The sequence below is a fragment of the Paraburkholderia sp. genome (assembly GCF_026225065.1).
In the GTDB taxonomy this organism is placed as follows: domain Bacteria; phylum Pseudomonadota; class Gammaproteobacteria; order Burkholderiales; family Burkholderiaceae; genus Paraburkholderia.
In genome coordinates, this window is sequence record NZ_JAMFSB010000109.1 from 12,800 (window position 1) to 24,569 (window position 11,770).

Consider the following 11,770-nt stretch of genomic DNA (forward strand, 5'->3'; position numbering starts at 1 on the left):
CATGCCAGCCGTCAGCGGTCTTTACGTCTATCCGATCAAGTCGTGCGCCGGTATTGCGCTAAACGAGGCCCGACTGTTGCCCTCGGGGCTTGAATACGATCGCAACTGGCTGGTGTCGTCCCCGGGCGGGCAGATGCTGACGCAGCGCAGCCATGGGCGTCTTGCTCTGATTCAGGTGGCATTGGGCGAGAGTGAACTGATCGTCTCGGCGCCGGGCATGCCCGAGCTGCGCACGCCGCTCGCGGTTGAGGCGCTCGAACAGCCTGAACGGTTCGATGTCACGGTCTGGAGAGACACCATGCCGGCCTTCGACACCGGCCGGCAAACGGCGGCCTGGTTCAGCGCGTTTCTCAACGAGCCTGTGCGGCTCGCGCGCTTCGATCCGGCGGTGCAACGTGTGGTGGACCCGGACTGGACGGGAGATATGCACGCCATTACGCAATTTGCCGACGGCTTTCCCTTGCTGATCATCGGGGAGGGGTCGCTGGCCGATCTGAACCGGCGTCTCGCCGGCAAAGGCGCGCCGCCGATCCCCATGGACCGCTTCAGGCCGAATCTGGTGTTCAAGGGCCTCGATGCCTATGAAGAAGACTTCGTGGACAACCTGACGATCTGGACGAGCGAGGAAACCGTGCAGGTCCACCTCGTCAAGCCCTGCGCGCGCTGCCCGATGCCCACGATCGATCAGGCGAACGGGGTACCCGATCCGCTCTGGCCGAACGAGCCGCTCGACACGATGAGCAGTTACCGCGCCAATGCGCGGCTCGATGGCGCGCTGACGTTCGGCCAGAATGGGATCGTTTCGGCGGGCTATGGTGCGGTGCTGGCGCTCGGACAGCAGATCGACGCCGAGCTGGCCTTCGACGATTAGGTCGCTGGCATTCGACGATTGGGCCGCCGCCGCGACCGTCTCCGGCGATCCGTCGAAATTCATCAATACGGGGTGTGTTTTCTGAGGAAAGTGCGGCAGTTGTGGCGCTCTGAAGGAGCGTTTCGCGGGATTTTTCCCGATGAACCTTAGGAATCCTGCGGTATTCAACCGAGTCGCAACAGCAAGCCAAAAATCTCGAGGGTAATGGCAAGCGCCACGATGGTGACAGGCAATGTCAGAACGATGACCCAGATCATCCGCGACGATCCCGGGGCGCGCCCGGATGGTTTGACCGTGTTCGCTGCTTCGCTTTCGCGTTCAGTCATGACTGGGCGTCCGTTGGTTGATGGGGTTGGCTCAATTATGCATCGCATCCAGGATCGCCGCTGTTTGATTGCAAACGATGCGAGCTTAAGTTCCCTTTAAGATGGAACGCATAGAGTGATGTTGTATGCAGCGTCGCACGAACAAATCGTTTCATGCACCGCGCAGTCTCCGAGAGTCACGTCCAGTTGCCCCTGGGTCTTTGTAGGGGGTGACCTTTGCAGGCCCGGTGTGTCACCGGGCCTTTCTTTTTTTGGCTAGCCTGTCCGATGCGGCTGACGCCTCGGCAAGCAACTGGTCCCAATCGTCAGGCGGTTGACCCTTATCCAACATTTTCCCGAATACCTTGTGGGCGTCGGTTCCCGAACTGTAGGCACGCTTGGTGGCATCATCATTTACCCAGCCAAAGATGATGATTTTCGAAGCCTTGTGGTAACGAAAGAATAGACGGTACTGCTGGAAAAACTTCGCACGAAACCAGTGTTTGCGCTCACCACCTAAAGTGTCGCCCTGTCTGTATTCGGCCTTTTCCGGATCTTGCGGGATTTCCTCCCACGCCAGCTTCGCGATTGCCGCGAGCCGCTTCGTGGCGTTCTTCTTTTTGTAGTCGTTCGGAAGCTTCTGCCGAAGCGACTCAACATCTTCAATGAGCGATTCGAACTGACCCAGAAAACAAGGGTGGGCGAAAATGGTCCACCCGTTTATCTCCAAATGTTGAATTGCTTCGGCCTTCTTTGCTTCCTCGGTCATTCGTCATCCGGAGAAAGTGCAGCATCGAGATCGATCTGAACGTCTTCGGTCAGTGCCTGCACGCGTTGCACGAAAGCGGGCGAAAATGAGCGAAGTTTCTCCGGACGGTTTTGGATATCGCGAGCAAGAAAGACCAGGAACGGGCCGAAAGCCGGATCTTCTTCGGCGGTAGCCGTAGCGCGGAACATGACGACCTCACCGTTCGACGTGACCCCGTAATGAATCTTGTCCCGCTTGCCAAGTTTAAGAGCACGCCGGACAGTTTCCGGGACTGTCGTCTGGTAGCGGTCTGTTAACGACGACTCGGCTTCCACGACGAAATCTGCTTCAGAGAGATAGGAAAAAGACATCTCGGACTCCATTCTGTAGACTACAACACGCATAGTAATGCAATTGCATTGTCAGGTCAATGCAATTGCATTACCGCGTCGTGAGCATCGAACGGGGGAGATGCTCACGACGTGCGAATGGCGACCACCCAAGGCCCCCGCCCGCGCGAATCAGGATCAGTGACTGATCGTCTCCAGCGACAGCCCGCGCGTCGACGGCCCGAGCAGGATCATGACAATGCCGACCAGCATCGAAACGCCGATGAAAGCCGCCACGCCCGCGACGCCATACCCGTGCAACAGAATGCCGATCGCGAGTCCCGCGAAGGCCGCGGAGATCCGGCTCCACGAATAGACAAAGCCGATTGCCCGGGCCCGGATCCGCGTGGGGAAAAGTTCGGCCTGGTAGCCGTGATACGCGTAGGACATGATGTTCGCCGCGAGCGTGAACAGCACGCCCAGAACGATCAGCAGCCATGGTTCGGAGACTTGGGAAAACACGGCGATCACCACCGCCATCGTAATCAGGCCGCCGCAAATCTGCGTCTTGCGCTCGAACTTGTCGGCAAACCACACGCCCAGCAGCGGCCCGAATGGGTTGGCAATGGCGATCACGAACGCATAGCCGAGGCTCGCAGTCACATGAATGCCACGATGGATCAGGAGCGTTGGCACCCAGGCGGCGAAGCCGTAGAAACCGATCACCTGGGCCATGTTGAAGATCGACAGAAGCAGGGTACGCCGACGGTATTGCGGCCCGAAAATCTCCTTGTATGAACCCGCACCGGCGTGCTCGGGCGCCACCAACTGCGGCGGCGGCAAGACCACACCTTTCTCGGCGGCGACGCGCCGTTCGATATCCGCGACAATACGCTCGGCTTCCTCGATGCGACCATGACGCGCGAGCCAGCGCGGGCTTTCGGGAATCTTGCGGCGCAGGATCCAGACGATCACTGCCCCGACCGAGCCGATCAGGATCACCACGCGCCAGTACTCGAGGCCGAGCGGCTGGGTGCCCTTGAGCGCGTAGGCGAGAAAGGCGACCACCGGCACGACCGCGAACGTGATGAACTGGTTGACCGCATACGCCCGGCCGCGCTCGCCACCGGGGATCAGTTCGGAGATGTAGGTGTCGATGGTGACCAGTTCGACGCCGATACCGATACCGGAAATCAGGCGCCAGATATCGAGCGCGAAGCCGGACGTCTGGAAAGCCATGATCACCGTGCAGACCATGTACCAGATCAGCGACCAGGTGAACACGACGCGCCGTCCGAAGCGGTCCGCCACGAAGCCGAACGCCACGGTGCCGATCCACAATCCCGCGAAGGTGGCAAACACAAAAGTGCCGAACCCGGCCACCGCGAGCGGCTGCAGTGCCGCGAAAAAGCCCAGCGATTCAGGTTTGAACAGTCCCGACTCGACCATCCCGGGCGCCACATAACCGGTGAAGAACAGGTCGTAGAACTCGAATACGCCGCCGAGCGAGATCAGGATCACCATGGTCCAGACGGTACGCGAAGGAGGTAACCGGTCAAACCGGGCAGCGATTTCCGCTGCCTTCTGTGTGGACATGAACGCCTCTTGTTTTAAAGATTTTGTAAGGTTGACGGCCGAGCGTGTGATGGGCTCGCGGCAATGTCGCACGGCGCGGCGCGCTGGCGCAATGCGTGTGAATACGGAGCGGTAGCGGGCGGGTGACTTCGCAAATCGGGACTCTTGAATGAAACGATAATGACTCGGTAAATATTGAGATTGAGTCTTAGTTGACCCTTTTATGGTCTCTATAATCGTCCAATATTGATGCATTCACGCGTCAACACAGTATTGGATCCCAATGACCGAACAGCCCCCTCATGACCCACTGATCGCCACGTCAGACGTCGGCGAGGAAGAGAAAGCCCAGCTTCAGTGCTATCGCAGCGGCGCCGCCGCGCGTCTCGCACGAATGCCCGTCACAACGTTGCGGATCTGGGAGCGGCGCTACGGCGTGGTCGCGCCGCCCAAAAGCGCCTCAGGACAACGCCTCTACTCGTCGCAGGATGTGCAGCGGTTGATCCTGCTGAAGAAACTGGTGGAACGCGGTCACGCGATTGGCTCGATTGCACGGCTTGAACTCGATCAACTGGACCGCCTTGCGTTGACGTATGCGGAGGCGGCGTTCCCGCCTGGTCCGTTGGATGATGCCGCGGAGTCGACGCTCACGATCGTCGGCACCTCGCTCGCACGCCGTTTGCGCAGCGATCTACCGGAATTGCGCTCCGCCAGCCAGCCACGCCTCACCGTGTTCGACGACATCAAGGACGCTCAGGCGCATCCGCTGAAAACAGACGCCCTGGTGATTCATGTCGCGTCGCTGCACGACGAGCTCGTGCAAGCCGTGCTTGGGCTCGGCGAGACGTGTCATGCGAAGGTGCTCGCTGTCGTCTACGCGTTCGGTACCGAGCACAGCGTGAATACGCTGCGCTATGCGGGCGTGCGGGTCTATCGCGAACCGCTGGAGAAGCTGCAGGCACGGCAGATTCTGCGCGACCTGTCACCGCAGACGCAGCCACGCGATGCTGTCGAAGCCTACGCACGTACGCCGCGCCGCTACTCCGACGACGCACTCGTGTCGATTGCCAGGCGCTTGACCACCATCGCGTGCGAGTGCCCACGCCATCTTGCCGGTCTGATCCAGCAGTTGTCGTCGTTCGAGCAATATAGCGACGATTGCATGTCGCGCACGCCGGCGGATGCAGCGCTGCATCGCTATCTGGGCGAGGTGGCGAATCGCGCCCGGGCGATGTTCGAGCTGGCGCTAGAGCGGGTGGCGCGGGAGGAGCGGTGGGCGCCGGATGAGGGTGGTTGAGCGAAGAATGCAGCGTATATTCGGCGCCGATTCCATTTCGAATACCATTCACTTCGGATAGCTGACAATCCGCTAGCCGATTCGCGATCCGGTCCGCATCGTCCGATGCGACCGGCTCCAGCCAATCCCTCACCCGCTTTAGAGGCACCATCATCCGAGCGCGCGTATGATCGATACCGACCGTACCCAACATCCCAGTCATCGTTTGCGGAGGAACCTATCGTATGAGCGCGCCTGAAGAAGTCATATTCCTGCTCGACGTCGACAACACCTTATTGAACAACGATCAGGTCGTGGCGGATTTACGCGAGCACCTGACCGAACAGTTCGGCACCACGGCCAGCGACCGCTACTGGGAAATCTTCGAAACCTTGCGCAGCGAGCTGGGCTACGCCGATTACCTCGGGGCTTTGCAACGCTACCGGCTAGAGCGTCAATGCGACACGCAACTGATGTTGATGTCGTCGTTCCTGATCGACTATCCGTTCGCCACCCGCCTGTTTCCGGACGCGCTCGCGGCGATCGCGCAGATGCGCAAGGTCGGGCCGACCGTGATCCTGTCTGACGGCGACGTCGTGTTCCAGCCCCGTAAGATCAAGCAGTCGGGGCTATGGGACGCCGTGGAGGGGCGCGTGTTGATCTACATCCACAAGGAACGGATGCTCGATGAAGTCGTTCAACGGTATCCGGCGAAGCGCTACGTGATGGTCGACGACAAGCTGCGCATCCTCGCCGCCATGAAGCAGATCTGGAAAGAACGGCTGACGACAGTCTTTCCCCGCCAAGGGCACTACGCGCTCGATCCCGCCAATATTGCCGCTTATCCCCCGGCTGACGTAACCGTCGAGCACGTCGGAGAACTGGCTACGATGGATCTGAGTGTGCTTTGAGAGCCGGTTGCCATGGCGATGCGCCCGCACCGTCACTACTCTGTCATCTAGCTGGCATAACGACCGCGCACTATAGGGGAGAAGGGTGGCCATCCGTTGGCCGTCCGTGGGTAGACCATCCGTGGGCTGCGTAATCCACTCGCCACCCACGACAACCATGCACGAGGCGGCGAACCTTAACACGCTGCCCCTGTCAGATTTGGAGACTGAATGAAGGCGGGCTGCCGTCGTACCTACGGAGGCAGCAACTGCGGGACCCTAACCACGGAGTGACCCGATGGCCGAGATCGATACAATTTCCCCCCCGACTTCCCCGGTGCTGGACGACGAGACGTTGCGCAAGATGGACCGCTACTGGCGTGCCTGCAACTACCTCGCAGCGGGGATGATCTATCTGCGCGCCAATCCGCTGCTGCGCGAACCGCTCAAAGCCGAACACATCAAACGCCGCTTGCTGGGCCACTGGGGTTCCGATCCCGGGCAGAGCTTCCTGCTTGTGCATCTGAACCGCCTGATCAAGAAACTCGACCTCGACGTCATCTATATCGCCGGCCCTGGGCATGGCGCGCCGGCTACATTGGCGAGCAGCTATCTCGAGGGGCACTACTCGGAAATCTATCCCGACCGCAGTGAAGACGAAGCCGGCATGCAGCGCTTTTTTAGGCAGTTTTCGTTCCCCGGCGGGATCGGTTCGCATTGCACGCCGGAGACGCCCGGCTCGATTCACGAGGGCGGCGAGCTCGGCTACAGCCTCTCGCATGGTTATGGCGCGGCCTTCGACAACCCCGATCTGATTGTCGCCGTGATGGTGGGTGACGGCGAGGCGGAAACCGGACCGCTCGCCACCTCCTGGCATTCGAACAAATTCCTCAATCCGATCCGCGACGGCGCGGTGTTGCCGGTCTTGCATCTGAACGGCTACAAGATCGCCAATCCGACGATCCTTGCCCGCATTCCGCATGAAGAACTGGAAGCATTGCTGACGGGCTACGGGCACAAGCCGTATTTCGTCGAAGGCGACGAACCGGAGGCGATGCATCAGAAGATGGCGGCCACGCTCGAGCATTGCATCGGCGAAATCCGTGCGATCCAGCAGCAGGCGCGCTCGAGCGGCCGTGCCGAGCGGCCGCGCTGGCCGATGATCGTGTTGCGTTCGCCCAAGGGCTGGACCGGCCCGAAGGAAGTGGACGGGCATAAGGTCGAAGGTTCGTGGCGCGCGCACCAGGTGCCGATTCTCGATCCGGCGACCAACGACTCGAGTCTCAAACTGGTCGAGAGCTGGATGAAACGCTACCGTCCGGAAGAACTGTTCGACGAAAAGGGCAAGCTGGTCGCCGAGCTGCGCGACATGGCGCCGACCGGCACGCGCCGCATCAGCGCCAATCCGCATGCCAACGGCGGGCTGCTGTGCAAGGCGCTCGATATGCCGGAATTTCGCGAGTATGGCGTCGAGGTCAAGACACCCGGCGCGGAGTATGTGCCGCCCACCGAGGTGCTCGGCAAGTTTCTCGGCCAGGTCATGCGCCGCAATATGAGCGACTTCCGCGTCTTCGGCCCTGACGAGACTGCCAGCAACCGGCTCACCGCGATCTACGAGGTGTCGGAGAAAACCTGGCTTGCCAAAACCGAGCCCAGCGATGCAGATGGCGGCGAGCTCTCGGTGGATGGTCGCGTCATGGAAATGCTCAGCGAACACACGCTCGAGGGCTGGTTCGAAGGTTACGTGCTGACCGGGCGGCATGGTCTTTTCGCCACCTACGAAGCGTTCGTGCACGTGATCGATTCGATGTTCAACCAGCACGCCAAGTGGCTCGAAAAATCGAAGCTCGAGTTGAGATGGCGGCAGCCGGTGCCGTCCATCAACCTGCTGATCACGTCGCTGGTCTGGCGCCAGGATCACAACGGTTTTACGCATCAGGACCCCGGTTTTCTCGACGTGGTCACCAACAAGAGCCCGAATGTGGTGCGCATCTATATGCCGCCCGATGCCAACTGTTTGCTGAGCGTGGCCGACCATTGTCTGCGCTCGCGCGATTACGTCAACGTGATCGTCGCCGACAAGCAGCCGCACCTGCAGTACCTCAGCATGGACGATGCCGTCACGCACTGTACAAAGGGCATCGGCATCTGGGGTTGGGCCTCTACCGATCACGGCGCCGAGCCAGATGTGGTGATGGCCTGCGCAGGCGACATCCCGACCATGGAATCGCTCGCGGCCGTCGAGATTCTGAAGGAGAAGTTTCCCACGCTGAAGATCCGCTTCCTCAACGTGGTCGATCTGTTCAGGCTGATGCCCGACACCGAGCATCCGCATGGTTTGTCGGACCGCGACTTCGATTCGCTTTTCACGGTCAACAAGCCGGTGATCTTCAACTTCCATTCCTATTCGTCGCTGATCCACAAGCTCACGTACCGCCGCACCAATCACGAGAACCTGCATGTCCACGGCTATCACGAGAAAGGCAACATCAATACGCCGCTGGAACTCGCGATCATCAACCAGGTGGACCGCTTCTCGCTCGCGATCGACGTGATCGATCGTGTTCCGGGGCTGCGCGGTGTCGGCGATCATGTGAAAGAATGGCTGCGCGGTCAGATCATCGAGCATGTCGCGTATGCGCATGCCGAGGGTATCGACAGCGAGGAGATCCGCAACTGGACATGGAAGGGCTAAGCGATGCCGGACACAGCGAAAAGCGAACCGACGATCCTGGTTCTGAATAGCGGCTCGTCGTCGCTCAAGTTTGGCCTGTTCAAGGCAGCGCACGCTGCCGGTGCTTCGCAGGCCGATCAGGATGACGAAACGTTATTGCTGGAGGGCAGCGCTGAAGGAATCGGCCGCCCGGACGGCAGTCTGAAGATAAAGACAGCCGACGGCACCGTGCTGTTGCAAAAAGACCAGGTGCTTGAGTCGCAGACCGACGCCCTGCAGAGTCTCGCCAGCGTGCTGGCAGACCATGGACACACCCGGCCGGTGGCGGTCGGGCATCGCGTGGTGCATGGCGGCCCGCATCTGCGCGAGCATCAGCTTCTTACACCTGAAGTCAGGCAGCGCTTGCAGGAGGCGGTGCATTTCGCACCGCTGCATATCCCGCCCGCGCTTGCCTTGATCGACCAGGCGCAGAAGATATTCGGCGACGCGGCGCATTACGCCTGTTTCGATACCGCGTTCCATCGCACCATGCCGCGCGCGGCTACGCAGCTTGCATTGCCGCGCCGCTATGCGCAGGCGGGCGTGATTCACTACGGCTTTCACGGTTTGTCGTACGAATCGCTGGTGCGGCGTCTGGGTGCCGATCTGCCTTCGCGGGCGGTGTTTGCGCACCTGGGGAACGGTTCGAGCGTGTGCGCGTTGCGGGATGGGCGCTCCGTCGACACCTCGATGGGCATGACGCCAACCGGCGGCATGCCGATGGGCACGCGCAGCGGCGATCTTGACCCCGGAGTGCTGCTGTACCTGATGCGCACCGAGCACCTCGACGCAGACAAGCTCGAAACGCTGCTGACACGCCAGAGCGGCCTCGCCGGTTTTACCGACGGCGAGGGCGACATGCAGGCGTTGGAGAAGCGCAGTGCGGCGGGCGATGAGGACGCGGAGCTGGCAGTCGAGGTCTTCGCGACGGCGGTGCGCAAATATGTCGGCGCCTACGCGGCCCTGCTGGGTGGGATCGATCTGCTGGTGTTTGCGGGCGGGATTGGCGAGCACAGTGCGGAGGTGCGGCGCCGTGTCTGTACCGGGTTGGAATTTCTCGGGTTGAAGGCCGACGATCCGGCAGGGAAAGTGCGCGTCCTGCACACCGAGGAGGAACGGCAGATTGCCCGCCATTGCCGGACGTTGATGCAGCAGGAGAAGCGTTAGCCTGCCGGGCGGCGACCGCCGCTCTTATTGCTCTTGCCGCTTTTCGCTCCCTTGGACCCGTTGTCAGCGGTCTTGCCAGCGCTCTTCACCGTGGTCTGGTCGGACACCCCTGTCACGCCGAACAGGCGGGTCACATCCTCCAGAGCGGCTGAACGCTGTTCATCCCGGTCAAGCTGACCCAGCAGCGTTACGTGCCCGTGTTCGATTTTTACTTTGAGCACGTCCTTCGGCACCCACACGTCCCACGCCAGGCGCCTGAGCACTTCCACGGCAAGCTGGTCATCGTGCTGTATCTCCGAGTCCACTCCGCGAATCTCGATGGCGACGACCACCGCCTTGACACCCTCGACCCGCAATGCAGCGCTTTCGGCCGCGCGCTTTTGCGCGGCATGTTCGACGTAGCCCAGCAGGGTTACGATGCCTGCGTCCACCGCGACGGCAGCCCGCCCCGCGGGCACATTCGCCGCGTTTAGCTCGAGCAGCACGGCGCGCTGCAACGCGTCGTCGTTCGAAAGGGCACGTTTCATGGGACCTTGATCTCCTTGTCCGGCGTTGTCCTGCGTCGTGCGAAAGCACGACAGCTGTGCCTGTTTTCTCATTATGCGTTGTTCCCGCGAGCGGCGTCTTGCTCGTAGCCGCTGCCTGCGGCACAGCGCTTGCTCGAATACAGCAAGCGCTGCGGCTCCCGAATGGCCGCGCCGACAAATCGACGCGGCCAGGGAGGCCCTCATGTTAGATACCCGTATGCGTGCCGCGGATCACGAGGCGAAGCGGCGCGCCCAAAGCGCCCTGTACGACGAAGATCTCGTCGCCGCGAATCGTCAGGACTCTGTAAAAAATGCCGGCGTCGCGCTAGAAGATTTCCTGACCCGTGCACGCTTCGACCCAGCGGATCCTGCCGCACTAGGTGTCGTCCTGACGCAAATGATCGCGGGCGGTCATGACCGTTTGCCGTTGCCGGGCGGCGGCCACACGCTGGCTCGCTGGCGTGCGCTGGCGGCAGTCGCGGCGCGCGATCTCGGTCTCGTCAAACTATTCGAAGGCCATACCGATGCGCTCGCGATCCTCGCCGAACTAGAGGGGCCGGCCGTGCCCCCCGGAAGCAGTTGGGGCGTATGGGCAGCCGAAGCTCCTGACGCGCGCTTAACCGCTACGTCGCTCGCGAACGGCGAGCTGCAACTCGATGGCGTCAAGGCATGGTGCTCAGGCGCCCGTGTGCTCAGCCACGCATTGGTGACCGCATGGCTCGGCGACCAGCCGGTGCTGGCTGCCGTCGCGCTGACTCAACCATCTGTCTCGATCTCCTCAGACCACTGGCAAGCCGTCGGCATGCGCGCGACCGAAAGCGGCGATGTCCGCTTCGAGGGAACCCGCGCGATCCAGATCGGCGCGCCGCGCGACTACGTCAGCCGTGCCGGTTTCTGGCAAGGCGGCGGGGGTATTGCGGCGTGTTGGTACGGTGCCGCGGCAGGCATTGCTCACATGATGGCCGACGCCGTCGCGGCTCGCCCTGACGCCCATCGCCTCGCGCACATGGGAGCGGTGGAGGTCGCGCTGGCCGGTGCTGCGGCGGTGTTACGCGCCACCGCTGCGCAGATCGACGCTCACCCGCGTGCCGACGTCCAGATTGCGGCGTTACGCGCACGACTGATTGTCGAGGCGGCGGCTACCACCGTCATGAGCCATGCGGGCCGTGCGCTCGGCGCGGCCCCGCTGTGCCGCAACGAGCGCTTTGCCCGGGCCATGGCCGATCTGCCGGTTTTCCTCAGACAGAGCCACGCTGAGCGCGATCTGGCCGCGCTCGGCGAACGCGTGCTGTCGGAGCGTGCCGGCGGCGATGGCAATGGCGATTACCGCGGCGACGGCAGCGCTTGGTCGCTCTAGGCAGCTCTCGCG

11 protein-coding genes are annotated in these 11,770 nt (G+C 61.7%); 6 read left to right on the forward strand and 5 right to left on the reverse strand.

Translation table 11 applies throughout. The features are described from left to right. Window position 1 precedes the first annotated feature (1 nt). Window positions 2–871 (forward strand): MOSC N-terminal beta barrel domain-containing protein, encoded by an 870-nt coding sequence (locus M0954_RS08545; RefSeq protein ID WP_297352658.1) that lies wholly within the window; start codon window positions 2–4, stop codon window positions 869–871. Window positions 872–1,035: 164 nt separating this feature from the next. Here M0954_RS08545 and M0954_RS08550 read toward each other — a convergent pair whose 3' ends face one another. The 4 genes from M0954_RS08550 to M0954_RS08565 form a co-directional block, all read right to left on the reverse strand. Next, on the reverse strand, window positions 1,036–1,197 hold the full coding sequence (locus M0954_RS08550) for a hypothetical protein (RefSeq protein ID WP_166660710.1): 162 nt from the start codon (window positions 1,195–1,197) through the stop codon (window positions 1,036–1,038). A gap of 232 nt (window positions 1,198–1,429) precedes the next feature. After that, window positions 1,430–1,945 carry a type II toxin-antitoxin system YhaV family toxin gene (locus M0954_RS08555; protein ID WP_123384068.1) on the reverse strand — a complete coding sequence of 172 codons (516 nt, stop codon included), beginning with the start codon at window positions 1,943–1,945 and terminating at the stop codon, window positions 1,430–1,432. Beyond that, a complete protein-coding gene (locus M0954_RS08560) occupies window positions 1,942–2,295 on the reverse strand; it encodes a type II toxin-antitoxin system PrlF family antitoxin (protein WP_123384067.1) in 354 nt (117 codons plus the stop codon). Before M0954_RS08560 ends, M0954_RS08555 begins: the two co-directional genes overlap by 4 nt. A gap of 156 nt (window positions 2,296–2,451) precedes the next feature. Continuing rightward, window positions 2,452–3,849 (reverse strand): MFS transporter, encoded by a 1,398-nt coding sequence (locus M0954_RS08565; protein ID WP_122154739.1) that lies wholly within the window; start codon window positions 3,847–3,849, stop codon window positions 2,452–2,454. Between the two features lie 262 nt (window positions 3,850–4,111). Between M0954_RS08565 and M0954_RS08570 the strand changes: the two genes are divergently transcribed. The 4 genes from M0954_RS08570 (at window position 4,112) to M0954_RS08585 (ending at window position 9,874) form a co-directional block, all read left to right on the forward strand. Then, window positions 4,112–5,125 carry a MerR family transcriptional regulator gene (locus M0954_RS08570; protein WP_297352660.1) on the forward strand — a complete coding sequence of 338 codons (1,014 nt, stop codon included), beginning with the start codon at window positions 4,112–4,114 and terminating at the stop codon, window positions 5,123–5,125. A 224-nt stretch (window positions 5,126–5,349) separates the two neighbouring features. Continuing rightward, complete coding sequence (locus tag M0954_RS08575) at window positions 5,350–6,015, forward strand: HAD family hydrolase (protein WP_122154741.1); 666 nt, start codon at window positions 5,350–5,352, stop codon at window positions 6,013–6,015. A gap of 277 nt (window positions 6,016–6,292) precedes the next feature. After that, entirely contained in the window at window positions 6,293–8,689 is a 2,397-nt protein-coding gene (locus M0954_RS08580) for a phosphoketolase (protein WP_297352662.1), read from the forward strand. A gap of 3 nt (window positions 8,690–8,692) precedes the next feature. Further along, window positions 8,693–9,874 (forward strand): acetate/propionate family kinase, encoded by a 1,182-nt coding sequence (locus M0954_RS08585; RefSeq protein WP_297352664.1) that lies wholly within the window; start codon window positions 8,693–8,695, stop codon window positions 9,872–9,874. Here the strand turns inward: M0954_RS08585 and M0954_RS08590 are convergent. Next, the gene (locus M0954_RS08590) at window positions 9,871–10,401 is read right to left on the reverse strand and encodes a BON domain-containing protein (RefSeq protein ID WP_297352666.1); all 531 of its coding nucleotides are present in this window, start codon (window positions 10,399–10,401) and stop codon (window positions 9,871–9,873) included. The two genes, M0954_RS08585 and M0954_RS08590, sit on opposite strands and share 4 nt — an antisense overlap. Before the next feature lie 202 nt (window positions 10,402–10,603). Between M0954_RS08590 and M0954_RS08595 the strand changes: the two genes are divergently transcribed. After that, window positions 10,604–11,758, forward strand: a complete 1,155-nt coding sequence (locus M0954_RS08595; RefSeq protein ID WP_297352668.1) for an acyl-CoA dehydrogenase — start codon at window positions 10,604–10,606, stop codon at window positions 11,756–11,758. Window positions 11,759–11,770: the final 12 nt, after the last annotated feature.

Coding starts and splice junctions, on each gene's coding strand:
- M0954_RS08550 (WP_166660710.1), bottom strand. CDS start 1,197: ATGACTGAACGCGAAAGCGAAGCAGCGAACACGGTCAAACCATCCGGG.
- M0954_RS08570 (WP_297352660.1), top strand. CDS start 4,112: ATGACCGAACAGCCCCCTCATGACCCACTGATCGCCACGTCAGACGTC.
- M0954_RS08580 (WP_297352662.1), top strand. CDS start 6,293: ATGGCCGAGATCGATACAATTTCCCCCCCGACTTCCCCGGTGCTGGAC.
- M0954_RS08560 (WP_123384067.1), bottom strand. CDS start 2,295: ATGTCTTTTTCCTATCTCTCTGAAGCAGATTTCGTCGTGGAAGCCGAG.
- M0954_RS08555 (WP_123384068.1), bottom strand. CDS start 1,945: ATGACCGAGGAAGCAAAGAAGGCCGAAGCAATTCAACATTTGGAGATA.
- M0954_RS08545 (WP_297352658.1), top strand. CDS start 2: ATGCCAGCCGTCAGCGGTCTTTACGTCTATCCGATCAAGTCGTGCGCC.
- M0954_RS08595 (WP_297352668.1), top strand. CDS start 10,604: ATGTTAGATACCCGTATGCGTGCCGCGGATCACGAGGCGAAGCGGCGC.
- M0954_RS08565 (WP_122154739.1), bottom strand. CDS start 3,849: ATGTCCACACAGAAGGCAGCGGAAATCGCTGCCCGGTTTGACCGGTTA.
- M0954_RS08590 (WP_297352666.1), bottom strand. CDS start 10,401: ATGAAACGTGCCCTTTCGAACGACGACGCGTTGCAGCGCGCCGTGCTG.
- M0954_RS08575 (WP_122154741.1), top strand. CDS start 5,350: ATGAGCGCGCCTGAAGAAGTCATATTCCTGCTCGACGTCGACAACACC.
- M0954_RS08585 (WP_297352664.1), top strand. CDS start 8,693: ATGCCGGACACAGCGAAAAGCGAACCGACGATCCTGGTTCTGAATAGC.